Source organism: Halomonas qaidamensis (genome assembly GCF_025917315.1).
Lineage (GTDB): Bacteria > Pseudomonadota > Gammaproteobacteria > Pseudomonadales > Halomonadaceae > Vreelandella > Vreelandella qaidamensis.
Map to the genome: position 1 here is coordinate 176172 of NZ_CP080627.1, position 25337 is coordinate 201508.

At 52.7% G+C, this 25337-nt stretch carries 19 protein-coding genes and 4 tRNA genes; 19 read left to right on the forward strand and 4 right to left on the reverse strand.

From position 1 onward, the window contains the following. Window positions 1-4: 4 nt before the first annotated feature. The 4 genes from K1Y77_RS00795 to typA all read right to left on the reverse strand — a co-directional run bounded on the left by K1Y77_RS00795 (window position 5) and on the right by typA (window position 5221). On the reverse strand, window positions 5-733 hold the full coding sequence (locus tag K1Y77_RS00795; protein ID WP_030074224.1) for an ABC transporter ATP-binding protein: 729 nt from the start codon (window positions 731-733) through the stop codon (window positions 5-7). A gap of 85 nt (window positions 734-818) precedes the next feature. Next, window positions 819-1589 (reverse strand): ABC transporter ATP-binding protein, encoded by a 771-nt coding sequence (locus tag K1Y77_RS00800; RefSeq protein WP_030074223.1) that lies wholly within the window; start codon window positions 1587-1589, stop codon window positions 819-821. A gap of 52 nt (window positions 1590-1641) precedes the next feature. Beyond that, window positions 1642-3075: a sodium-dependent transporter gene (locus K1Y77_RS00805; RefSeq protein WP_030074222.1), complete on the reverse strand. Its 1434-nt coding sequence runs from the start codon at window positions 3073-3075 to the stop codon at window positions 1642-1644. 319 nt (window positions 3076-3394) lie between these two features. After that, complete coding sequence (gene typA / locus K1Y77_RS00810; protein WP_030074221.1) at window positions 3395-5221, reverse strand: translational GTPase TypA; 1827 nt, start codon at window positions 5219-5221, stop codon at window positions 3395-3397. A 163-nt stretch (window positions 5222-5384) separates the two neighbouring features. On the opposite strand from typA, the gene K1Y77_RS00815 reads away from it, so the two are divergent. From K1Y77_RS00815 to rpsJ, 19 genes are all read left to right on the forward strand, one after another. Continuing rightward, a complete protein-coding gene (locus K1Y77_RS00815; protein ID WP_030074220.1) occupies window positions 5385-6368 on the forward strand; it encodes a biotin--[acetyl-CoA-carboxylase] ligase in 984 nt (327 codons plus the stop codon). Continuing rightward, window positions 6365-7204: a type III pantothenate kinase gene (locus K1Y77_RS00820; RefSeq protein WP_030074219.1), complete on the forward strand. Its 840-nt coding sequence runs from the start codon at window positions 6365-6367 to the stop codon at window positions 7202-7204. Before K1Y77_RS00815 ends, K1Y77_RS00820 begins: the two co-directional genes overlap by 4 nt. A gap of 139 nt (window positions 7205-7343) precedes the next feature. Next, window positions 7344-7427: transfer RNA gene (locus tag K1Y77_RS00825), tRNA-Tyr, on the forward strand. A 105-nt stretch (window positions 7428-7532) separates the two neighbouring features. After that, a tRNA-Gly gene (locus K1Y77_RS00830) sits at window positions 7533-7606 on the forward strand. Window positions 7607-7620: 14 nt separating this feature from the next. After that, a tRNA-Thr gene (locus K1Y77_RS00835) sits at window positions 7621-7695 on the forward strand. A 145-nt stretch (window positions 7696-7840) separates the two neighbouring features. Then, window positions 7841-7916, forward strand: a tRNA-Trp gene (locus K1Y77_RS00840). 73 nt (window positions 7917-7989) lie between these two features. Continuing rightward, window positions 7990-8373, forward strand: coding sequence for a preprotein translocase subunit SecE (gene secE / locus K1Y77_RS00845; protein ID WP_264019005.1), 384 nt, complete (start codon window positions 7990-7992; stop codon window positions 8371-8373). Window positions 8374-8381: 8 nt separating this feature from the next. Next, entirely contained in the window at window positions 8382-8915 is a 534-nt protein-coding gene (nusG, locus tag K1Y77_RS00850; RefSeq protein WP_264429811.1) for a transcription termination/antitermination protein NusG, read from the forward strand. 123 nt (window positions 8916-9038) lie between these two features. Next, complete coding sequence (gene rplK / locus K1Y77_RS00855) at window positions 9039-9470, forward strand: 50S ribosomal protein L11 (protein WP_009098963.1); 432 nt, start codon at window positions 9039-9041, stop codon at window positions 9468-9470. A gap of 2 nt (window positions 9471-9472) precedes the next feature. Beyond that, complete coding sequence (gene rplA / locus K1Y77_RS00860; RefSeq protein WP_030074217.1) at window positions 9473-10165, forward strand: 50S ribosomal protein L1; 693 nt, start codon at window positions 9473-9475, stop codon at window positions 10163-10165. A gap of 307 nt (window positions 10166-10472) precedes the next feature. Further along, the gene (gene rplJ / locus K1Y77_RS00865) at window positions 10473-10976 is read left to right on the forward strand and encodes a 50S ribosomal protein L10 (protein WP_030074216.1); all 504 of its coding nucleotides are present in this window, start codon (window positions 10473-10475) and stop codon (window positions 10974-10976) included. 112 nt (window positions 10977-11088) lie between these two features. Next, complete coding sequence (gene rplL / locus K1Y77_RS00870; RefSeq protein WP_030074215.1) at window positions 11089-11460, forward strand: 50S ribosomal protein L7/L12; 372 nt, start codon at window positions 11089-11091, stop codon at window positions 11458-11460. A gap of 350 nt (window positions 11461-11810) precedes the next feature. After that, window positions 11811-15887 carry a DNA-directed RNA polymerase subunit beta gene (gene rpoB / locus K1Y77_RS00875; RefSeq protein ID WP_030074214.1) on the forward strand — a complete coding sequence of 1359 codons (4077 nt, stop codon included), beginning with the start codon at window positions 11811-11813 and terminating at the stop codon, window positions 15885-15887. A 10-nt stretch (window positions 15888-15897) separates the two neighbouring features. Beyond that, window positions 15898-20112, forward strand: coding sequence for a DNA-directed RNA polymerase subunit beta' (gene rpoC / locus K1Y77_RS00880; RefSeq protein ID WP_030074213.1), 4215 nt, complete (start codon window positions 15898-15900; stop codon window positions 20110-20112). A 198-nt stretch (window positions 20113-20310) separates the two neighbouring features. Beyond that, window positions 20311-20685, forward strand: a complete 375-nt coding sequence (rpsL, locus tag K1Y77_RS00885) for a 30S ribosomal protein S12 (protein ID WP_009098973.1) — start codon at window positions 20311-20313, stop codon at window positions 20683-20685. A gap of 141 nt (window positions 20686-20826) precedes the next feature. After that, window positions 20827-21297 (forward strand): 30S ribosomal protein S7, encoded by a 471-nt coding sequence (rpsG, locus tag K1Y77_RS00890; protein ID WP_009098975.1) that lies wholly within the window; start codon window positions 20827-20829, stop codon window positions 21295-21297. Between the two features lie 167 nt (window positions 21298-21464). Further along, complete coding sequence (gene fusA / locus K1Y77_RS00895; RefSeq protein WP_030074212.1) at window positions 21465-23588, forward strand: elongation factor G; 2124 nt, start codon at window positions 21465-21467, stop codon at window positions 23586-23588. A gap of 29 nt (window positions 23589-23617) precedes the next feature. Next, window positions 23618-24811: an elongation factor Tu gene (gene tuf, locus K1Y77_RS00900; RefSeq protein WP_009723905.1), complete on the forward strand. Its 1194-nt coding sequence runs from the start codon at window positions 23618-23620 to the stop codon at window positions 24809-24811. 160 nt (window positions 24812-24971) lie between these two features. Next, window positions 24972-25283 (forward strand): 30S ribosomal protein S10, encoded by a 312-nt coding sequence (gene rpsJ, locus K1Y77_RS00905; RefSeq protein WP_009098983.1) that lies wholly within the window; start codon window positions 24972-24974, stop codon window positions 25281-25283. Window positions 25284-25337 lie beyond the last annotated feature (54 nt).

A 25337-nucleotide genomic window follows, 5' to 3' on the forward strand; every position in this document is an offset into this window, starting at 1 on the left:
CGGGCTAGCCGCCCAAAAAGCTTTTGGCGACGTCAGGGTCAGCCAGTAACGCAGCCCCCGTGTCTGTAAAGCGGTTCTGTCCCGCCGCCAGCACAAAGCCTTTATCGGCAATGGCTAAGGCCTGTTTAGCATTCTGTTCCACCATCAAAATGCCCACGCCAGCGGCGTTAATTTTTTTAACCCGATCAAAAATTTCATTCATGTAAAGGGGCGACAAGCCAGCTGTTGGCTCATCCAGTAGCAGCAGACTAGGTTCAGCCATTAACGCACGGCCCATGGCGACCATTTGGCGCTGACCACCGGAAAGCTCTCCCGCGGGCTGGTGACGCTTCTCAACGAGAGGGGGGAAGAAGTCGTAAACTTGCTCCAGCATGCGCTTTACGTTTTGAGGTTTAAGATAGGCACCCATTTCCAGGTTCTCTTTAACCGTCAGGCTGGGGAAAACGTTTTTCTCCTGGGGGACAAAGCCCATGCCACGCTCAACCAATTGATTCGGCGGCAGGTTATGGATCGGCTGTCCGTTAAGCAAAATCTCGCCCTGATTAACGTTCAACAGCCCAAAAACTGCTTTTAGCATCGTGGATTTGCCTGCGCCGTTAGGGCCAACAATGACACCAACTTCATCGGCATACAGGGTCATATTGACCCCATTAAGGATATTCATACTGCCATAACCGCCGTGCACATCGCGTGCCTCAAGCAGTGGCTGTGGGGATGACGGTGTGGATGACATAGGCGCGTCTCAGCTGGGCCGCACTGTGGTGAACAATGGCGACCATGTTGTTGTGGCTGTTATCTAGGTGACAAACTCAGCGTTATCAAGCGGCATCAGTGCCGAAATATGCTTCTATAACGGCCGGATTGTTTTGTATTTCTTCAATTGAACCCTCAACCATGACGCTGCCTTGGGCCAGTACAATCACTGGATCGCAGAGCCGCGAAATCATATCCATATCGTGCTCAATCACCAGAAAGGTATAGCCCATTTCGCGATTTAAACGTTCGATATTGCCCATTAAATCGCCAAGTAGCGTGCGGTTTACACCAGCGGCGATTTCGTCTAACAGCACGACTTTGGCATCGGTCATCATCGTGCGGCCTAGCTCTAGCAGTTTTTTCTGACCACCCGACAAGTTGCCCGCAAGCTCGTTACGTACATGATGCAAGCCAACAAACTCAATGACTTCCAGTGCGCGGCGGCGCACCTCTGCCTCCTGGCTGCGTACCAGTGCGGGCTTGAACCAGGTATTAAATAGATGTTCCCCTGCTTGATTGGGTGGCACCATCATCAAGTTTTCCAGTGCGCTCATTTGGCTAAACTCATGGGCGATTTGGAAGGTGCGTAGTAAGCCTTTGTGGAAGCGTTGATCAGCGCTTAGCGAGGTAATGTCTTCACCATCCAACAGAATGCGGCCACTATCTGGCGTAAGTGCGCCCGCAATTAAATTGAAGAGCGTGGACTTACCTGCCCCGTTGGGGCCGATCATGCCGGTAATTGAACCTTTTTCAACCCGGATTGAGCAGTCGTTGATAACGTGCAGCCCGCCGAAGGCTTTGTTGACGTGTTGTACCTCGATAAGGGGAGTCATTATGTCCTCGCGCCGCAGGCGACCTTTGGCCGCCTGGGTTATTAGCATTATATTAAGCAGGCTTACGCAGCCGCTGACTCAAGGCAAACGCACCGACAATGAGCAGTGCGCCGAGGGTTGGGATAACGTAGCCTTCCACTTGTGGGAGAGTGCGTAAAAATACAAATGATACGGCAGCAGGACCCACAAAGCGCACCAAGAAACGCCAGGTTTTAAACCATGTAAGGTTGGTACCAAGCTCTTTCATCACTTCGCTTTGGGTCAGTGCCCAGCCTGCAAATAGAGCGATCATTAGCCCGCCCAGCGGCATAAAGATATTGGTCAACAGCTCAATAAATTCAAAAGCGCTGCGGCCAAAGAGAGCGTGGAAAATCGTCCCTTCGGCCCATATGTTGAAGCTCACTACGGTGAGTAAGCCCATTGCCCAAGCCGCGACGACCATAATGGTGACCGCCTGGGGGCGGGTCATATCAAAACGCTCGACCAGAAAGGCCGCAACAGGTTCTATTAACGAAATAGACGAGCTAACCGCAGCCCCCAGCACCAAAATAAAGAAGACCCCGCCCACCAGAGCACCAAATGGCATGTCAGCAAATGCTAGCGGCAAAGTGACAAACATCAGGCCAGGACCCTGACCGGTTTCTAGGCCTGCCCCAAATACCAGCGAGAAAATTGCTAGCCCTGCCACCATGGCAACCGCAGTATCTACAAACGCCACGGCGATAGCTGTTCGGGTCAAGGAGGCTTCACTGGACATATAAGCGCCGTAGGCCATGATGGCACCCATCCCAAGGCTCAGGGTGAAGAAAGATTGCCCCATTGCCTGTAACCAACCCTCTAAGCTGAGATCGGCAATATTGAACGTAAACAAGAAGCTTGCTGCCGCTCTCACGTCGCCATTAATGACGCCGTAGATAAGTACCACGATGAGAATCACAAACAGCGCTGGCATCATGATGCGCAGCCCTGACTCGATCCCTTTATGAATCCCCATGCCGACAATTAACGCCGAGAAGGCGATAAACAGCGTGTGATAAAGCGTCATCAGGCCCGGAGACGCTAGCAACGCATCAAAGCCAGCGCTAATCGTTGCAGCATCGGCACCGACTAATGAGCCAGTTAGCATCAGCCACGTGTAGTGCAGTGCCCAGCCAGCAATGACAGAATAAAAACTCAAAATTAAAAAGGCAGAAGCAGCGCCCAGCCAACCAATGGATTCCCAGGCACGGGAGGTCTTATGTGTTTTGGTTAAATGGCGCATCCCCATAATGGGGCTTTGGCGACTGGTTCGCCCAAGCATTGTTTCCGCAATCAAAATGGGGATGCCAACCGCAAAAATGGTCAGTGCGTAAATTAAAATAAATGCACCACCACCATTTTCCCCTGTGAGATAGGGAAAGCGCCAGAGGTTGCCTAGGCCGACGGCAGAGCCAACCGCTGCTAGCAAAAACGTGCCTTTGTGAGTCCAGACGTTATGACCGCTCATGTGGAGGAGTGTCCATGTCGTGGTGAAAGGATGGGGGTAAATATCCAAACACCTGTATGAATTATAGGTTGCCAGTGCTCCAGGGCCGCACTGAGATAAGTACTACTTTGCGATAGAACGCCTACGCTTACCAGCCTGCTAGCGTTAAGGCTGCGTTTATGACGCCGCTTGGCGTAGGGCACGGGGCATGGGGGGAGGCGAAAGCGAGAAAAGTGTGAGGGAAGAGCGTTATCAACCCCATAAAAAAAGAAGCCCGCACATGGCGGGCTTCAGGGACTTGCTGTCGATCATTTACTATCGAGCGTTGACTGGCAAAGAGTTATTTCTTGCTAGCACGCTTACGCTCGTTTTCGGTTAAGTGCTTTTTACGCAGACGAATATGGCTGGGAGTAACTTCTACCAATTCATCAGAATCCAAGAATTCGATGGCCTGCTCAAGAGTGAACTTGATCGGCGGCGTCAACACGATGTTTTCATCATTACCCGTTGAGCGCATGTTATCGAGTTTTTTGCCTTTGGTTGGGTTAACTACCATGTCGTTGGCACGGTTGTTAATACCAATCAGCATACCTTCGTATACTTCGGTCGCATGATCAATAATCAGCTTGCCGCGTTCTTGCAAAGCGTAGAGCGCGTATGCAAGGGCTTTACCGCCGACCATAGAAACTAGTACGCCATTGCGACGCTCGATAGACGCATCGGGCTTAAGTGGTCCGTAGTGGTCAAAGCGGCTAGTCAGGATGCCGGTACCTGAGGTCAAGGTTAAGAACTGACCACGGAAACCGATCAAACCGCGCGCCGGAATAATAAAGTCCAAACGAACACGACCTTTGCCATCAGGGTTCATGTTAGTTAGCTCGCCCTTACGGTAGCCAAGCTCTTCCATGATAGAGCCTTGGTGCTGCTCTTCACAGTCGATGATGACCTCTTCGTAAGGCTCTTGCTTAACGCCATCGATCTCTTTAATGATAACTTCTGGGCGGCCAACCGCCAGCTCGAAGCCTTCACGGCGCATGGTTTCGATCAATACCGACAAGTGCAATTCACCACGGCCAGATACCTTGAACTTCTCAGGCGTTTCGCCCTGCTCAACGCGTAGTGCTACGTTGTGAATCAGCTCTTGTTCCAGACGATCTTTAATATTACGGCTGGTGACGAACTTGCCTTCTTTGCCAGCAAACGGGGAGTCATTGACCTGGAACGTCATTGAAACGGTCGGTTCGTCAACAGACAGTGGCGGCAATGCTTCAATGGCACTTGGATCGCACAGCGTGTCAGAGATCGATAGATCTTCAATGCCAGTAACGCAAACGATATCGCCTGCGGTAGCTTCCGTCGTTTGGACGCGCTCAAGACCCATATGGGTCATAACCTGGCCGATCTTACCCTTGCGGGTAGAGCCATCAACGCTGATAACCGAGATTTGCTGGTTAGGCTTCACCGAGCCACGCTTGATACGGCCAAGGCCGATAACGCCCACGTAACTATTGTAATCCAGCGCCGAGATTTGCATCTGGAACGGACCATCAATCTCAACGGCGGGTGGCTCGACGATATCGACAATCGCCTGGAACATGGGGTCCATGTTGTCAGCCAACTCTTCCGGATCCATGCCAGCAATGCCGTTCAGCGCCGAGCAGTAGATGATTGGGAAATCAAGCTGGTCGTCGGAAGCACCGAGGTTGTCAAACAGATCAAAAATCTGATCAATAACCCAGTCAGGGCGAGCGCCGGGACGGTCAATTTTATTGACGACGACGATCGGCTTTAGGCCCTGGGCAAATGCTTTCTGAGTAACGAAGCGCGTTTGCGGCATAGGGCCGTCAACGGCATCTACCAGAAGCAGTACCGAGTCCACCATGGACATGACCCGCTCAACCTCGCCACCAAAATCGGCGTGTCCAGGGGTGTCCACGATGTTGATGTGGTAATCCTTACCATTGCCATCTTGCCACTGAATAGCAGTATTTTTGGCCAGGATGGTGATGCCACGCTCTTTTTCCTGGTCATTGGAGTCCATGATGCGCTCTTGGCCTTCGGCCTTGCGGTCGAGCGTTCCGGACTGGCTTAACAGCTTGTCTACCAAGGTAGTTTTACCATGGTCAACGTGGGCGATGATGGCAATGTTGCGAAGATTCTCGATCACGACGCGATCCTGCTAGAAAAATAGGGCGGCATTATAGGGTCTGGGTGCGGTTCACTACCAGTGCTGTCTTAAATAAAGGTGCAAGTCAATAACCTAAACATGGCAGTTTTCGCTCTAGCGGTGCTTCCGTTAAGATAGGCGTTTTCCCAGTTGGGGCAAGCACATGACCATCGGTAACCTGATGCGTTTGTTAAGCGATGGCGAGGTTCATTCCGGTGAACAATTAGGTGAAGCGCTGGGCGTTTCCCGAGCCGCCGTATGGAAACAGCTAAAAAAATTAGACGCATTGGGCGTTGAGCTGGTGGCTGTGAAAGGTCGCGGTTATCGACTTGCCTATCCGTTAGAGCCGCTGGATGGGGCAAAAATTGTAGAGCGTTTGCCCGCGAATGCTCGCCATCTCTTATCCAGGCTATTCATTGAAGACCAGCTGCCATCGAGTAATGAATATATACGCCAGCGATTTGCGCAGGGAGCAGGGCACGGTGAAGTATGCTTTGCTGAGCTACAAACCGCCGGTCGTGGCCGTCGCGGGCGCGTATGGTCTACGCCTTGGGGGCAGAGCTTAATGCTTTCGCTTGGCTGGCGTTTTGAGTCAGGGGTTAACGCCCTGGAGGGGTTGAGTCTTGCAGTTGGCGTGGTGGTTGCTCAAGTGCTGGAGCAGTATGGGGTTTCACCCAAATTAAAATGGCCTAACGACATATTGCTGGCAGAGAAAGGTAGTGAGCTTGGCAAGCTGGCCGGTATTTTGATTGAAGTCACTGGGGATGCAGCAGGTCCGTGTGAAGTAGTCATTGGGATTGGCATGAATCTGTCGCTACCCGATAGTCTGCGTGCCACTATTGATCAGCCTGTGGCGGCGCTGTTTGATGCAAAGGCGGGTATTTCGCGCAATCAGTTAGCTGCGGATATGGTATCTGAATTATTGGATATGCTGGCAGGCTTCGAAAGCGAAGGGTTTACCCCTTGGCGAGACGAATGGAATAGTCGCCATGCCTATGCAGGGTTGCCGATCCGTATTATTCAGGGTGAGCGCTCAAGTGATGCAGTGGCTAGAGAGGTAGATGAGAGTGGTAATCTTTGGGTTACCGAAAATGATCACTCGCGACGCCTGTCGGGCGGTGAGATCAGTGTACGCAGGCGCCTATGATTTTGGATTTGGATATCGGCAATACGCTATCAAAGTGGCGGTTAAAAGATGCCGAAAGTAGTGAGATACGTTCACGAGGTGCGGTGTGGACGCGAGAAGAGTGGCGGCCAGGGGCAGATATTCCGAATCTTGACGTAGTAGAGGCAGTACGTATTTCCAGTGTTGCCAGAGCTACCGTGCTGGAAGAGACCGTTGCTTTGCTGCGTCGCCAAGTACGCCAGGTCTATGTGGCGCGCTCTACGCCTGAAGCGTTGGGCGTTATTAATGGCTACGAAGAGCCTGGGCGCTTAGGGGTGGATCGTTGGATGGGCGCATTGGCTGGCTATCAATTGGCTGGTGGCTGCTGTGCTGTCGACTGCGGTAGTGCGATAACGATTGATTTTGTACTGCCTGGCGGTGTTCATCTTGGTGGGTTTATTGTGCCTGGTTTGCGGCTGATGAAAGAGAGCCTTAAGTTAGGCACCCGTAACGTGGCGATTGATCCAGAAAGTGAAGCTGACGCGCTACTCGAGCCGGGGCGGCGCACGGTCGATGCGGTGAATCACGGCATCTACATGGCGGCAGTTAGCGCAATTAATCGAATTTATAGCGAGGTGTGTGATCAGCAAGGTGTCGCGTTGCCCATGATGCTAACGGGTGGAGACGCCAGAGTGGTTTCTCGTGGTGTGCAAGTACCCCACGCTGTATGGCCAGACATGGTATATGGCGGATTAGAGGCTAGTTTTCCGCTTACCTTTGCAGAGCGTGCTGGCAAAATGTCAGGCGCGCCAAGCGTGCCTGAGCCTGTTTCGTTAGAAAAAATTCGCGCGGGTCTTGCATTCTCAATGCTGCTTTGACAGAATGCAGCGCGTTCCAAGGCATAAGCCACGCTAAGTATTAGTGTGCAAGTGTTGATAAGTTCACAAGCTTTGAAAAAATAAAGAGTTTGTAAGCTTGACACCGTTTTGGAGGCTGGCATAATGTGCCGCCACAGCTGGAGAGGTTCCCGAGTGGCCAAAGGGAGCAGACTGTAAATCTGCCGCGAAAGCTTCGAAGGTTCGAATCCTTCCCTCTCCACCAGTTTTATCAAGCAGTGACTAAGTCATTGCTTGGGAATGAAAGGCCGGTAAGCGGGCTTAGCTACTGTATCTCGTGCAACGGATTGTCATTCCATAGGCAAGTTCGGCGGGCGTAGTTCAATGGTAGAACCTCAGCCTTCCAAGCTGATGGTGCGGGTTCGATTCCCGCCGCCCGCTCCAGTTTGATGTGTTTGGCTCATGTAGCTCAGGGGTAGAGCACACCCTTGGTAAGGGTGAGGTCGACGGTTCAATTCCGTCCATGAGCTCCATATTGCATAAAAGCGAGCTAAGCTCGCTTTTTTTGTTTTCACTCGTCAGTTTTGATGGGTGTTGAATGGGGTTGTCAAGTGGAGAGTTATCCGCTATTATGACGCCCGCTGTTGCGCAGGCATTTGTTTGTGCACATGACGATACAGGCCAGTAGCTCAATTGGCAGAGCAGCGGTCTCCAAAACCGCAGGTTGGGGGTTCGATTCCCTCCTGGCCTGCCAACCTTCCCCAGGTTGGTATGTCTTTTTCTAGAATTCCTTTGTCGCTCGCTGCACCCTTGGGAGTCTCGTTTTTATGAAGCCTAGTTCCGTAAAACATGGCGAAGAGGTGCAACAGTCGCGCCATGACGGGCTCAAGTGGGCGGCGGTTGTGGCGCTGCTTGTTGTTGCAGTTGTTGGTAATACCTATTTCGCTGATATTGGCCTGCTCTACCGCGTATTGGGTGTGGTGGTGTTTTGTGCGATTGCGGGTTTGATCGCGCTGACCACTGCTAAAGGTCGCGATTTAGTAGAGCTTGCCGTAAGCGCCAAGAAAGAGATACAGCGCGTTGTATGGCCGACTCGCCCTGAAACCATTCAGACGACAGCTATTGTGTTGGCGGCTGTTGTGGTGGTGGGTTTGATGCTGTGGTTGATTGATACTCTTCTTGGCTGGGCGATGTCCGGCGTCATTGGTTAGGAGCTTTCATGTCCAAACGTTGGTATGTCGTCCACGCTTATTCCGGCTTTGAAAAGCATGTCATGCGTTCGCTTATCGAGCGTGTGAAAATGTATGGCATGGAAGATCGCTTTGGCGAAATTCTAGTGCCAACGGAAGAAGTCGTCGAAGTGCGTGACGGAAAGCGCCGTAAGAGTGAGCGCAAATTCTATCCAGGTTACGTGCTGGTCGAGATGGAAATGGCCGACGAAACCTGGCACCTCGTCAATGAAACTCCGCGTGTAATGGGGTTTATTGGTGGCACGAAAGAGAAGCCTGCTCCAATTGCTTCGCGTGAAGCAGACGCTATTCTGCGTCGGGTGAAAGACGGTACTGATAAGCCGCGGCCTAAAACGATGTTTGAGCCGGGTCAATCGGTTCGCGTTGTTGATGGCCCGTTCGCCGACTTCAATGGCGTAGTCGAAGAAGTTAATTACGATAAGAGCCGTTTGCAGGTCAGCGTGCTGATCTTTGGGCGTGCAACACCTGTGGAACTTGAGTTCTCTCAGGTAGAAAAAGAGTAAGTTTAATTAAGTGGCGGGATGGCGTGCATTGCATGTCATCCCTGCATTATGTGAAGCAGCGAAGCGCTGCTTTATGTGTACCGGGGAGCCGTAAGGCGCTATCACCCAACTGGAGTATTTAACATGGCCAAGAAAGTACAGGCTTATATCAAACTGCAGGTTGCTGCAGGTAAAGCCAATCCAAGTCCGCCCGTCGGCCCTGCGCTGGGTCAGCACGGCGTGAACATCATGGAATTCTGTAAGGCGTTCAACGCGGCTACTCAAGAAATTGAGCCTGGCCTGCCGACGCCTGTCGTGATCACCGTCTACTCTGACCGTAGCTTCACGTTCGTCACTAAGACGCCACCTGCTGCCGTGCTGCTGAAAAAAGCAGCGGGCATCAAGTCCGGTTCTGGTGAGCCGAACAAGAAGAAGGTTGGTACCGTGACGCGTGAGCAGCTTGAAGAGATCGCTAAAACGAAAGAGCCAGATATGACGGCTTCTGATCTCGATGCCGCGGTGCGCACCATCGCTGGCAGCGCTCGTAGCATGGGCCTAAATGTGGAGGGTCTCTGATCATGGCTAAACTAACTAAGCGCGCGAAAGTTATTCGCGAGAAAGTAGACCCGAACAAAGCTTACTCTCTTGAAGAAGCGGTTGCGCTGCTCGCTGAACTGTCTACCGTTAAATTCAAAGAGTCCTTGGATGTAGCGATCAATCTTGGTGTTGATCCGCGTAAATCTGACCAGGTTGTACGTGGTGCTACTGTCATGCCTAACGGTACTGGCAAAGACGTGCGTGTAGCGGTCTTCACTCAGGGTGCTAACGCCGATGCTGCTAAAGAAGCAGGCGCTGACATCGTAGGTATGGAAGATTTGGCTGAGCAAGTCAAAAAAGGCGTAATGGATTTTGACGTCGTGATTGCTTCTCCAGATGCTATGCGTGTTGTTGGTCAGTTGGGTCAAATTCTTGGTCCGCGCGGCCTGATGCCTAACCCGAAAGTTGGCACCGTTACACCTGACGTTGCTACTGCGGTTAAAAATGCTAAGGCGGGTCAGGTGCGTTTCCGTACCGACAAAAACGGCATTATCCACACAACGTTGGGTAAGGCTGATTTTGAAGCATCCGCTGTTCTGGGTAACCTGGAAGCGCTGGTTGCTGACCTTAAGAGACTCAAGCCGAGCTCTTCTAAAGGTATCTACTTTAAGAAAGTCACCCTGTCCACTACCATGGGCCCAGGTCTGACTATCGACCACTCTGCGTTGGTATAAGCAAGTAGTCGTACGTTTCGTAAGAGCTGATTAAGTAAGAACCGAGCAAGAACTTTGCGGTCCCCTGTGAATGCGTAAGCCAAGCAGGGCATCGTCAAAGACCGCAGGTGCCGCATCTTTTAAGGGTGCGGCTTAATCGCCCTAAAAGCGCCTGCGCAGATGGTGTGGCCGCCAGTTGGTTGAGGTTTTTAGCCAAACCGCTTTCTGGTGAGCACCATCCCCCAAGGCTTCCAGCGTTGTTTTTCGTCTGGAAGAGATGGTAACCACCGGAGCCTGTTGTGGGTTCCGGCACGAAGGAGTGATCACTGTGCCACTAGCACTTGAAGGCAAGAAAGCGATTGTTGCCGAGGTCAGTGAAGCGGCCAAGGGCGCACTCTCCGTCGTAGTTGCCGATTCTCGCGGCGTTACAGTCGGTAAAATGACCGACCTGCGTAAGCAAGCGCGTGAGAATGGCGTCCAGCTGCGTGTTGTTCGCAACACTCTGGCACGCCGCGCCCTCGAAGGTACTCAGTGGGAGTGCCTGAACGAGAGCTTTGTTGGTCCTACTCTGCTGGCTTTCTCTACTGACCACCCGGGCGCTGCTGCTCGTTTGTTCAAAGAGTTTGCAAAGCAAGATCAGAACTTCGAAGTGAAGGCGCTGGCCTACGAAGGTGAGCTGATTCCGGCTGCTGACATCGATCGTCTGGCAACCCTACCGACTTACGACGAAGCTATTGCCAAGTTGATGTCGGTAATGAAAGAAGCCTCCGCTGGCAAGCTGGTTCGTACTCTGGCCGCCCTGCGCGATCAGAAGCAAGAAGAAGCTGCATAAGCAGGCCTTTTTGCAAGCAGTCTGTGCTGCATAAGCAGGGCGCTGCTTGAACCATGCAATGAATCCTGAGCACTCGGCAAACCGAGGCTCCCGCAAAGTTAGGAACGAGACAATGGCACTGACCAAAGACGATATCATCAATGCTGTAGCCGACATGTCCGTAATGGAAGTTGTCGAGCTAATCGAAGCAATGGAAGAGAAATTCGGTGTTTCTGCAGCAGCAGCCGTAATGGCTGGCCCGGCTGCAGGCGGCGAAGCAGCTGCTGAAGAGCAGACTGAATTTGATCTGGTACTGACCTCTGCTGGTGACAAGAAAGTTAACGTCATCAAAGCAGTTCGTGAAATCACTGGTCTTGGCCTGAAAGAAGCCAAGGGCGCAGTTGATGGCGCGCCAGCTACTATCAAAGAAGCAATGTCTAAAGAAGACGCTGAAGCAGCTAAAACCAAGCTGGAAGAAGCGGGCGCAAGCGTCGAGCTCAAGTAATTCTTGTGCTGACGGCTTTACGCGCTGCGTAAGCTTCCACGGCTGGCGGCGGGCTTATCCCGCTGCCGGCCTTTTTCTGTTGTATCATGTTGCTTGGCAGCATTGCAGCAGAAAAGCTGCCGTATAAAGCAGCAAAACAGTAAGACCGTTGTTGTGAAGCGTAAGTTGTGAAGCGTAAGTTGTGAGCGCGAGTGATAGCAAAGCGCTAACAGCACTACTGTAACACTGTTATCTATCAAGATTTTTGACGGCGAGCTACCGATTTAGGAGCTTGCTGTCTGCGTCTGAAACGCCCGCGGGGCAGATGACCACGCATCGGTCACCCATGGTGAACAAGCTGGGGAATACAGATGGCTTACTCATATACTGAGAAAAAACGCATCCGCAAGGATTTCGGCAAACTGCCCCAAGTGATGGATGTGCCTTACTTGCTGGCCATCCAGCTTGATTCCTACTACGACTTTCTCCAGCAGGATCGTTCGCCCGACGAGCGCCACGAGATTGGTCTGCACGCGGCGTTTAAGTCCGTGTTTCCGATCGAGAGTTTCTCTGGGAATGCGGCGCTGGAGTATGTCAGCTACCGTTTCGGCACGCCGGCGTTCGATGTAAAAGAGTGTCAGCTGCGTGGCGTGACCTATTCCGCCCCGCTGCGTGTCAAGGTTCGCTTGATCATCTATGATCGCGACTCCTCGAACAAGGCAATCAAGGATATTAAAGAGCAGGAAGTCTACATGGGGGAAATCCCCCTGATGACCGAGAACGGTACCTTTGTTATCAATGGTACTGAGCGGGTTATCGTTTCTCAGCTCCACCGTTCGCCGGGTGTGTTCTTTGATCACGACAAAGGTAAGAGCCACTCCTCAGGCAAGCTGCTCTACTCTGCCCGAGTGATTCCTTATCGTGGTTCCTGGTTGGACTTCGAATTTGACCCTAAAGATAACGTCTTTGTGCGTATTGACCGTCGCCGGAAACTTCCTGCGTCAGTGTTAATGCGTGCCTTGGGTATGAATACCGAAGAGATCCTTGCGGAGTTTTTCGAAACTAGCAAGTTTAGCATTGAGAAAACCGGCTTCTTTGTAGAGCTGGTGCCGTCACGTCTGCGCGGTGAAACCGCTACCTTCGACATTAAAGATGGCGAAGGTAATGTCATTGTTGAAGAAGGGCGTCGTATTACCCAGAAGCACATCCGTCAGCTGGAAAAAGCTGGTCTGGATCGTCTGGAAATACCGATGGAGTATCTGTTTGGTAAAACGTTGGCCAAAGATCAGATCGATACTAAAACTGGCGAGCTGATTTGTCCGTGTAATACCGAAATTACGCCTGAAGTACTCGAGCGTATGGCGCAGGGTGGCATCACCCACATCGAAACGCTCTACACCAACGACCTCGACTGTGGTTCGTTTATTTCCGATACGCTGAAGCTAGATTCTACAGGCTCTGCGCTTGAAGCGTTGGTTGAAATTTACCGCATGATGCGCCCTGGTGAGCCGCCTACTAAAGAGGCTGCTGAGACGCTGTTTAACAACCTGTTCTTCAGCGAAGATCGCTACGACCTGTCAGGCGTAGGTCGTATGAAGTTCAACCGCCGACTGCGTCGCGATACCGACACAGGCTCTGGCGTACTGGATCGTAAAGACATTCTTGATGTTCTACGCGAGCTGATCAATATCCGTAACGGCTTCGGTGACGTTGACGATATCGATCACTTGGGCAACCGCCGTATTCGCTGCGTTGGCGAAATGGCAGAAAACCAGTTCCGCGTTGGCTTGGTTCGTGTAGAGCGTGCGGTGAAAGAACGTCTTTCCATGGCGGAAAGCGAAGGCCTGATGCCGCAAGATCTGATCAACGCTAAGCCGGTCGCGGCAGCGGTGAAAGAGTTCTTCGGTTCTAGCCAGCTTTCCCAGTTTATGGATCAGAACAACCCGCTTTCTGAGGTTACCCACAAGCGCCGTGTGTCTGCACTCGGCCCAGGTGGTTTGACCCGTGAGCGTGCTGGCTTCGAAGTGCGCGACGTACACGCCACGCACTATGGTCGCCTTTGCCCGATTGAAACGCCGGAAGGCCCGAACATCGGTTTGATTAACTCGTTGGCGACGTACAGTCACACCAACAGCTATGGCTTCCTCGAAACGCCATACCGTAAGGTCAACGCTGGGCAAGTGACAGACGATATCGTTCACCTGTCGGCGATTGAAGAGGGCGACTTTGTTATTGCCCAGGCATCTGCTGGTGTGGATGAGTCCAACAGGCTGAGTGATGACTTGGTTCAGGTGCGTCACCGTGGTGAAACCACCTTTATGCGTCCTGAGCAAGTCACGCTAATGGATGTGTCGCCGCGTCAGGTAGTTTCGGTAGCAGCTGCATTGATTCCGTTCCTGGAACACGATGATGCTAACCGTGCCTTGATGGGTGCGAACATGCAGCGTCAGGCGGTACCGACCCTGCGCGCTGACAAGCCGTTAGTGGGCACCGGTATGGAGCGCTTTGTTGCGCGTGACTCTGGCGTTTGCGCCGTGGCACGTCGTGGTGGTGTGATCGACTCGGTTGACGCGCGTCGTGTGGTGGTGCGAGTGCATGAAGATGAAATCATCGGCGGCGAAGCTGGTGTTGATATCTACAACCTGACCAAGTACACCCGTTCTAACCAGAACACCTGTATGAACCAGCGCCCCATTGTGCGCCCTGGTGACAGCGTAGCCCGTGGCGATATTCTTGCTGACGGCCCGTCTGTTGACATGGGTGATTTGGCGCTAGGTCAGAACATGCGCATCGCGTTCATGCCCTGGAACGGTTACAACTTTGAGGACTCCATCCTGCTATCTGAGCGGGTGGTTCAAGAAGACCGCTTTACTACAATTCATATTCAGGAGCTGACCTGTGTATCACGCGATACCAAGTTAGGGCCGGAAGAGATCACCGCCGATATTCCCAATGTTGGGGAGTCTGCGCTGGGTAAGTTGGACGAAGCTGGTGTTGTTTATATCGGTGCTGAAGTTGGCCCCGGCGATATTCTGGTCGGTAAGGTAACACCGAAAGGTGAGACCCAGCTGACGCCGGAAGAAAAGCTTCTGCGTGCCATCTTCGGTGAGAAAGCATCTGACGTTAAAGACACGTCGCTGCGCGCGCCGACTGGTATGAAAGGTACCGTCATCGACGTTCAGGTATTTACCCGCGACGGCGTTGAAAAAGACTCTCGTGCGCTTGCTATCGAACAGATGCAGCTGGATGAAGTGCGTAAAGATCTTCAGGAAACCTATCGTATTGCTGAAGACGCTACCTTTGAGCGCCTGAAGCGTACATTGGAAGGTCAGGCTGTTAATGGCGGCCCGAACCTGAAGAAAGGCGATGTACTTGACGAGGCTTACCTCGACGAACTGCCGCGCCAGCAGTGGTTCAAACTGCGTATGCAGGATGAGGCTTATAACGAGCTGTTGGCTCAAGCCGATGAGCAACTCGAAAACCGCCGTAAAGAGATGGACGAGCGCTTTGAAGATAAGAAGCGCAAGCTGACCCAGGGCGATGATCTCGCACCGGGCGTGCTGAAAATCGTCAAGGTTTACATGGCGGTTAAGCGTCGCATTCAGCCAGGCGACAAGATGGCAGGCCGTCACGGTAACAAAGGTGTTATCTCAGCGATTATGCCCATCGAAGATATGCCGTTCGATGAGAAGGGCGAGCCGGTTGATGTGGTATTGAACCCGCTGGGTGTTCCGTCGCGGATGAACGTTGGTCAGATTCTTGAAACTCACCTGGGCATGGCTGCCCGCGGTTTGGGTGTCAAGATCGACGCGATGCTACGCGATGCACGTGGTCAGCAAGTTGCTGAAATTCGTGACTTCCTAGGCCAGATATATAACACGCCAGGAACCCGTGTTGAGGATATTGATTCGTTAAGTGATGAAGAGATCATTGCGCTAGCGAAAAACCTCAAAGGCGGTGTACCTATGGCAACGCCGGTATTTGACGGTGCTAAAGAGCACGAGATCAAACACCTGCTGAAGCTTGCTGACATTCCTGAGTCTGGACAGATGACGCTGTACGATGGCCGTACTGGCGATGCGTTTGACCGCTCGGTGACCGTTGGCTACATGTACATGCTCAAGCTGAACCACTTGGTAGACGACAAGATGCACGCGCGCTCTACCGGTTCTTACTCGCTAGTGACTCAGCAGCCGCTGGGTGGTAAGGCGCAGTTCGGTGGTCAGCGCTTTGGTGAGATGGAAGTGTGGGCGCTGGAAGCTTACGGTGCCGCGTATACGCTGCAAGAGATGCTCACCGTCAAGTCGGACGACGTCGAAGGCCGCACCAAGATGTATAAAAACATCGTGGATGGCGACCACACCATGCAGGCAGGCATGCCGGAATCCTTCAACGTACTCGTGAAGGAAATCCGCTCGCTGGGCATCGATATCGAGTTAGAGAGCTAGGAGCCGTCCCATGAAAGATTTGGTGAAAGTACTCAAATCGCAATCTCAGTCCGAAGAGTTTGACGCGATCAAGATTACCCTGGCGTCGCCGGACATGATTCGCTCCTGGTCGTTTGGCGAGGTGAAGAAGCCTGAGACTATCAACTACCGTACCTTTAAGCCGGAGCGGGATGGTCTGTTCTGCGCCAAAATTTTCGGCCCAGTAAAAGACTATGAGTGTTTGTGCGGTAAGTATAAGCGCATGAAGCACCGCGGCATCATTTGTGAGAAGTGTGGCGTTGAAGTCACCAAAGCTGCCGTGCGCCGTGAGCGCATGGGCCACATTGAGCTGGCATCGCCGGTTGCTCACATTTGGTTTTTGAAGTCACTGCCGTCTCGTATCGGCATGTTCCTCGATATGACTCTGCGTGATATCGAGCGCGTGCTGTACTTTGAAAGCTTTGTCGTCATCGATCCTGGTATGACCACGCTGGAGCGTGGTCAGTTACTCAACGATGAGCAGTACTTTGAAGCGCTAGAAGAGTTCGGTGATGACTTTGACGCCCGTATGGGTGCCGAAGCTGTCCAAGAGCTGCTGAAAGATATCGATCTGGAAGAAGAGATTAATCACCTGCGTGAAGAGATTCCGCAGACTAATTCTGAAACCAAGATTAAGAAGCTTTCAAAGCGTTTGAAGCTGCTTGAAGCGTTCTACCACTCCGGCAACGCGCCAGCGTGGATGGTCATGGAAGTGCTGCCTGTGCTGCCGCCGGATCTTCGTCCGTTGGTACCGCTGGACGGCGGCCGCTTTGCGACCTCAGATCTGAACGACCTTTATCGTCGCGTTATCAACCGTAACAACCGCCTGAAGCGTCTGCTTGATCTTAATGCGCCGGATATTATCGTGCGCAACGAGAAGCGCATGCTGCAAGAAGCGGTTGATGCGTTGTTGGATAACGGCCGTCGTGGCCGTGCCATTACAGGTTCTAACAAGCGTCCGCTGAAATCCCTTGCCGACATGATCAAAGGTAAGCAGGGTCGTTTCCGCCAGAACTTGCTAGGCAAGCGTGTCGACTACTCCGGCCGTTCGGTTATCACTGTGGGGCCGACCTTGCGTCTGCACCAGTGTGGTCTGCCGAAGAAAATGGCGCTTGAGCTGTTCAAGCCGTTTATCTACTCCAAGCTGCAGTCGTTGGGCTACGCCTCAACGATTAAAGCTGCCAAGAAGATGGTTGAGCGCGAATTGCCTGAGGTGTGGGACATCCTTGCCGATGTTATCCGTGAGCACCCGGTGCTGCTTAACCGCGCACCGACGCTCCACCGTCTTGGTATCCAGGCGTTTGAGCCGCTGTTGATCGAAGGTAAAGCGATCCAGCTGCACCCGCTGGTATGTGCCGCCTACAACGCCGACTTTGACGGTGACCAGATGGCGGTACACGTACCGCTGACCCTGGAAGCCCAGCTTGAAGCGCGTGCGCTGATGATGGCTACCAACAACGTGCTGTCACCCGCCAACGGCGAGCCGATCATCGTTCCATCGCAAGACGTTGTTCTGGGTCTGTATTACATGACCCGCGAAAAGATCAACGCTAAAGGCGAGGGCATGGTGTTCTCTGACCTCAATGAGGTAGAGCGCGCCTTTGGTACTCAGTCGGTATCGCTGCATGCTCGCGTGAAAGTGCGTCTGGACGAAGTCGATGTCGAAGAAGAGACCGGCGAGCGTAGTTTCCATCGTCGCATCTATGACACGACGGTTGGCCGCGCACTACTGTTCCGTATTTTGCCGGAAGGCGTGCCGTTCTCGCTAATCGATCAGCCGATGAAGAAGAAGGCGATCTCTAGCTTGATCAATGAGGTCTACCGTCGTGCTGGCTTGAAGCCTACGGTTATCTTCGCTGACCAACTGATGTACACCGGTTTCCGTTTGGCAACGTGGTCGGGCGCCTCTATCGGTGTTAACGACTTCGTTATTCCTGATGCGAAAACCGAGATTGTTGATGCTGCAGAAGCAGAAGTTAAAGAGATCGAAGACCAGTTCTCTTCTGGCCTAGTAACTGCTGGTGAGAAGTACAACAAGGTTATCGATATCTGGTCGAAGGCCAACGATAAAGTTGCCAAAGCGATGATGGTGGGTATCTCTAAAGAGACCGTCATTGATCGTGAAGGCAATGAAGTCGAGCAGGATTCGTTCAACAGCGTCTTCATCATGGCTGACTCCGGTGCGCGTGGTTCTGCCGCCCAGATCCGTCAGTTGGCGGGTATGCGTGGTTTGATGGCTAAGCCGGATGGGTCAATCATCGAAACGCCGATCGTCGCTAACTTCCGTGAAGGTCTAAACGTACTGCAGTACTTCATCTCGACCCACGGTGCACGTAAAGGTCTTGCGGATACGGCCCTGAAAACGGCCAACTCTGGTTACCTGACTCGTCGTCTGGTGGATGTTGCTCAGGACTTGGTTATTACTGAGACCGACTGTGGCACTGAAAACGGCTTGACCTTGCACCCGATCATCGAGGGCGGCGACATTATTGTACCGCTGTCTCAGCGCGTACTTGGTCGTGTTGTTGCGATTGATGTGATTGATCCGAGCAATGATGAAGTGCTTATTCCGCGCGGCACGTTGCTGGACGAAAAGTGGTGTGCATCGCTAGACACCATGGGTGTCGACGAAATTATCGTTCGTTCTACCATTACCTGTGACACTGCCCACGGTGTCTGTGCTTCCTGTTACGGACGTGACTTGGCACGTGGCCATCAGGTCAACATCGGTGAGTCTGTCGGTGTTATCGCTGCACAGTCCATCGGTGAGCCGGGTACACAGCTGACCATGCGTACGTTCCACATTGGTGGTGCGGCATCGCGTTCATCAGCAGTGGACAGCGTTCAGGTCAAGCATGGCGGTAAAGTACGCCTGCACAACATCAAGCATGTAGAGCGCGCTGACGGTAAGCTGGTGGTTGTTTCTCGCTCAAGTGCACTGGCGGTTGCTGATGACCATGGTCGTGAGCGTGAGTACTATAAACTGCCCTACGGTGCCGAGCTGTCTGTTCGTGACGGTGACGTGGTTGATGGTGGTGCGATTGTCGCGAAGTGGGATCCGCACACCCATCCGATTATTGCTGAAGTAGAAGGTAAGGCGCAGTTTATCGACCTTGATGAAGGTGTCACCATGCACCGCAGCGTCGATGAAATGACTGGCCTTTCATCTATCGAGGTGATTGAGTCAGCAGCCCGCCCGATGGCCGGCCGCGATAAGCGCCCGATGGTCATGCTGCAAGACGCGGCGGGTGAGTACGTGTCGGTATCTGGCTCAAATACGCCAGTGCAGTACTTGCTGCCAGGCAACTCGATTATCTCTGTCGACGATGGATCTACCATTGGCGTGGGCGAGGTGGTCGCACGTATCCCGGTAGAAGCATCAGGTAACAAAGATATTACTGGTGGTCTGCCACGCGTTGCTGATCTCTTTGAGGCGCGTAAGCCGAAAGAGTCGGCGATTCTGGCTGAAATCAGCGGTGTTATCAGCTTCGGTAAAGAGACAAAGGGTAAGCGTCGTTTGACGATTACACCGGAATCTGGCGATCCGTTTGAAGCACTGATCCCGAAGTGGCGTCAAATTGCTGTTTTCGAAGGCGAAGCCGTCGAGAAGGGTGAAGTGATTTCGGATGGACCAAGCAATCCCCACGACATCCTGCGATTACTGGGTGTGGCGGAACTGGCCAAATACATCACTGCTGAAGTACAAGATGTTTACCGTCTGCAGGGTGTTGGCATCAACGATAAGCATATCGAAGTCATTGTTCGTCAGATGCTGCGTAAGGTAGAGATCTCTGATTCAGGTGACTCTGACTTTATTACTGGCGATCAAGCCGAACTTGTACGCGTACTAGAGCAGAATGCGCGTCTTGAGAAAGAAGGTAAATTCCCAGCCAAGTATCAGCGCTTGCTGCTGGGTATCACTAAGGCCAGCTTGGCCACTGAGTCGTTCATTTCAGCGGCATCGTTCCAGGAAACGACCCGTGTATTGACCGAAGCAGCGGTGACAGGCAAACGCGACTATCTGCGCGGCCTGAAAGAAAACGTGGTGGTTGGGCGTCTGATTCCGGCAGGTACCGGCCTGACTCACCACGCAGAGCGTCGTCGCAAACGTGAAGACGTTGAGCGCTTGTTCAACCCCTCGGCTACCGAAGTTGAGCAGGAGCTTGGTGCTCAGTTAACCGCCCTTGATTCAGACGACGAGCTGTAATTAGCGGTAAGGCAAACGAGTAACAACGAGTCGCTGGTCCTTATGGCGCAGTCTTGCTGGTTAAACCGCCAGCAAGACTTGACGTCACCTAGGGTCAGCCTTTAGAATGCGCAGCCTTTAACAGTGGGGCGGGTGCGCCCGCATCCGCTGCTCGTATTTGTTGAAAGGCCAGGCAACCATTGGAGTCAGCTAAACACCATGGCAACGATTAATCAGCTAGTGCGCAAGCCGCGCAAGCGCCCCGTCACTAAGAGTGACGTACCTGCGCTTCAGGCATGCCCGCAAAAGCGCGGCGTATGTACGCGCGTTTATACTACTACCCCTAAGAAGCCGAACTCGGCCCTGCGTAAGGTTTGCCGTGTGCGCCTTACCAACGGTTTCGAAGTGTCTTCTTACATTGGTGGTGAAGGTCACAACCTGCAAGAGCACTCTGTTGTTCTGATCCGTGGCGGTCGTGTAAAGGATTTGCCAGGTGTGCGTTATCACACCGTTCGTGGCGCACTCGACACCTCCGGCGTACAGAACCGTAAGCAGGGTCGTTCTAAGTACGGTACCAAGCGTCCGAAGTCCTAAGGCGTCTTGTTGCAGCGTTTTACGATGCTGTGTTGTTACCTTAATACGAATATGACGGTCTGATAAGAGTAAGGTCGGGCGGTGCAATTAGCACACATTAGTTCCGGGTTTACCTGAAGGATCCTTAATTGAGGGCTTATCATGCCTAGAAGAAGAGTTGTAGCTAAACGCGAAATCCTGCCGGATCCTAAGTTCGGAAGTGAGCGTCTGGCGAAGTTCATGAACCATCTGATGGTCAGCGGCAAGAAGTCCATAGCTGAGCGCATCGTCTACGGTGCGTTGGACAAGGTTGCCGAGCGTAGTAATGAAGAGCCGCTGGAAATCTTCGACAAAGCGCTGGAAACCATCCAGCCGATGGTCGAAGTTAAGTCGCGCCGCGTTGGTGGTGCGACCTATCAGGTGCCGGTCGAAGTTCGTCCTTCGCGTCGCCAAGCCCTAGCAATGCGCTGGTTGGTGGACGCTGCGCGTCGCCGCGGTGAAAAAACGATGGTTCAGCGCCTGGCAGGTGAAATGCTGGATGCCGCTGAAGGCAAAGGCTCGGCTGTTAAGAAGCGTGAAGATGTGCATCGTATGGCAGAAGCCAACAAGGCCTTCTCTCACTATCGTTTCTAAACTCGGCGTTTCTAAGTATGTATTCATTTTTGCTGGTTGCGCTGCGTTAAAGAATTTTTTCGCCATGTTGCAACACGTCGCCGCTATCGTTGTCGATGGCGGCAGTAGCATACGCAAAATGAATACTGCTGAATTAACGAGCATCGCCAACTAACGGGAGCTTCACCGTGGCACGCAAGACTCCACTTAATCGTTATCGCAATATCGGTATCGTCGCTCACGTTGACGCGGGTAAAACCACGACAACGGAACGCGTACTGTTTTATACCGGTCTTTCCCACAAAGTGGGTGAAGTACACGACGGTGCTGCGACGACAGACTGGATGGAGCAGGAGCAAGAGCGTGGTATTACAATCACCTCTGCTGCTGTTACCACCTTCTGGCAAGGTATGAGCAAGCAGTTTGACGAGCATCGCATCAATATCATTGATACGCCTGGACACGTTGACTTCACAATCGAAGTTGAGCGTTCTTTGCGTGTTCTTGATGGTGCTGTCGTTGTACTGTGTGGCTCTTCCGGCGTTCAGCCGCAGACCGAAACTGTTTGGCGTCAGGCCAATAAGTATGAAGTTCCGCGTATGGTATTCGTCAACAAGATGGACCGTACCGGCGCTGATTTCTTTATGGTCGTTGACCAGCTTAAAGAGCGCTTGGGGGCTAACGCTGTGCCAATCCAGATCAACTGGGGCACAGAAGAAGACTTCAAAGGCGTCATCGACTTGATCCAGATGAAGGCCATCCTGTGGGATGAGGCGAGTCTGGGTATGAACTTTGATCTCGTTGATATTCCGGCTGAGTTGCAAGAAACAGCTGAAACATACCGCGAGCAAATGATTGAAGCCGCTGCCGAAGGCTCTGAAGAGCTGATGGACAAGTATTTAGAAGGCGGTGAGCTGACAGTTGAAGAGATCAAGGCTGGTCTTCGTGCGCGTACGTTAGCAAACGACATTGTTCTGGTTACCTGTGGTTCTGCATTTAAGAACAAAGGTGTTCAGGCAGTGCTCGACGGTATTATCGAATACATGCCTTCGCCGACAGAAGTTAAAGCGATCGAAGGTGAGCTTGACGATAAAGACGGTACCATCGCTACTCGTGTAGCCGATGATAGCGCACCGTTCGCAGCGTTGGCGTTTAAGATCGCTACCGACCCCTTCGTTGGTACCTTGACCTTTATCCGCGTCTACTCGGGCGTTCTTAAATCTGGTGACGGCGTTTACAACTCCGTTAAGCAGAAGAAAGAGCGTGTTGGCCGTATTGTTCAGATGCACGCCAACTCGCGCGAAGAGATTAAAGAGATTCTGGCGGGTGATATCGCAGCGTGTATCGGTCTGAAAGACGTGACCACGGGCGACACTCTATGTGATATCGATAACAAAATTGTTCTCGAACGCATGGAATTCCCGGATCCGGTTATCTCGGTAGCGGTTGAGCCGAAGTCGAAAGCTGACCAGGAAAAAATGGGTATCGCTCTGGGTAAATTGGCCCAGGAAGACCCTTCCTTCCAGGTTAAGACTGACGAAGAAACCGGCCAGACCATTATTTCTGGTATGGGCGAGCTACACCTGGACATTATCGTTGACCGTATGCGTCGCGAGTTCAAGGTTGAAGCCAATATCGGCAAGCCTCAGGTTGCCTATCGTGAAACCATTCGCGGTAGTGTTGAGCAGGAAGGTAAGTTTGTACGTCAGTCAGGTGGCCGCGGTCAGTACGGTCATGTCTGGTTGCGTATCGAGCCGCTGGTAGCAGCAGAAAAGGGTGAAGGCGAAGGCGAAATTTTCTTCAAATTCAACTCTGAAATCGTAGGTGGTGCGGTTCCCAAAGAATACGTGCCTGCGGTTGAGAAGGGTGCCTACGAACAGCTCAAAAACGGTGTCATCGCGGGCTACCCGATGATCGACGTCAAGGTAACGCTGTTTGATGGTTCCTTCCACGACGTGGACTCTAATGAGACTGCGTTCAAGATTGCTTCTTCTATGGCAGTGAAAGAAGGTGCCAGGAAGGCCAAGGCCGTGCTGCTGGAGCCGGTGATGAAGGTCGAAATCGTGACCCCCGAAGAATTTATGGGTGACGTCATGGGCGACCTGAGCCGTCGTCGCGGTCTGGTGCAGGGCATGGATGACTCCTCTTCTGGTAAAGTCATTCGTGCAACGGTGCCACTGGGTGAGATGTTCGGTTATGCAACCGACCTACGCTCGCAAACCCAGGGCCGCGCGAGCTACTCTATGGAGTTCGCGAAGTACGAGGAGGCGCCCTCCAGCGTCGTTGAAGCCGTCATCAATCAAAACGGTTAACCGTTAGCTAACGTAAAGAGGTTATAGCAGTGGCTAAGGAAAAATTTGAACGTTCCAAACCGCACGTCAACGTCGGCACCATCGGTCACGTCGACCACGGTAAAACGACTCTGACAGCGGCCCTAACCCGCGTGTCTGCTGAGGTTTTCGGCGGTGACTGGCGTGAGTTTGATACCATCGATAACGCTCCTGAAGAGCGCGAGCGCGGTATCACCATCGCTACGTCTCACGTTGAGTACCAGTCTGAAGAGCGTCACTACGCACACGTTGACTGCCCGGGGCACGCTGACTACGTCAAGAACATGATCACCGGTGCTGCGCAGATGGACGGCGCAATCCTGGTATGTTCTGCTGCTGACGGCCCGATGCCGCAGACGCGTGAGCACATCCTACTGTCTCGTCAGGTTGGCGTTCCGTACATCGTTGTGTTCCTGAATAAAGCGGACATGGTCGATGACGAAGAGCTGCTTGAACTGGTTGAGATGGAAGTTCGCGAACTCCTCGACGAGTACGACTTCCCGGGTGACGACACGCCGATCATCACTGGTTCTGCGCTGATGGCGCTGAACGGTGAAGACGAAAACGGCATGGGTACTACTGCTGTTGCGAATCTGATCAAAGCTCTGGATGAGTACATTCCTGAGCCGGAGCGTGCTATCGACCAGCCGTTCCTGATGCCGATCGAAGACGTGTTCTCTATCTCTGGCCGCGGTACTGTTGTTACCGGTCGTGTAGAGCGCGGTATCGTTAAAGCGGGCGAAGAAGTAGAAATCGTCGGTATTCGCGACACCACTAAAACCATCGTTACCGGTGTTGAAATGTTCCGTAAGCTGCTCGACGAAGGTCGTGCAGGTGAGAACGTTGGCGCCCTGCTGCGTGGTACTAAGCGTGATGACGTCGAGCGTGGCCAGGTTCTGGCTAAGCCAGGCACCATCAACCCGCACACTACCTTCGAAGCAGAAGTGTACGTGCTGTCCAAAGAAGAGGGTGGTCGTCACACGCCTTTCTTCAAGGGCTACCGTCCTCAGTTCTATTTCCGTACCACTGACGTAACGGGAACTTGTGAACTGCCGGAAGGTGTTGAAATGGTAATGCCGGGCGACAACGTTAAGATGGTTGTTACCCTGATCGCTCCGATCGCTATGGACGACGGTCTGCGCTTCGCAATTCGCGAAGGTGGTCGTACCGTTGGTGCTGGCGTTGTTGCAAAAATCATCAAGTAAGCTTGCTTGATTGATTGATCAAGGGGGCTCGTTAGAGCCCCCTTTTCTGCGCACCAATAGCAAATGTTTGACATGGGCTTTTGGCGTGCCTATAATGCGCATCCTTTGAATGCGTGGGTAGACGGCTCGCGCCGTCGACATCCATTGGAGTTTAGGGCAAATGCAGAACCAAAAGATTCGCATTCGGTTGAAAGCGTTCGACCATCGCCTGATTGATCAGTCCACAGCGGAAATCGTTGAAACCGCTAAGCGTACTGGTGCTCAGGTTCGTGGTCCGATCCCGCTGCCGACCAACCGCGAGCGTTACACCATTCTGATTTCACCGCACGTCAACAAAGATGCGCGTGACCAGTATGAGATTCGTACGCACAAGCGTGTGCTCGATATTGTTGAGCCAACCGAGAAAACTGTTGATGCATTGATGAAGCTCGATCTCGCCGCTGGCGTAGACGTGCAAATCAAGCTCGACTAATGACACTAGACACTCGCGGCCCAGCGCTCATTAATTTTTAGAATGAGCAGCAGC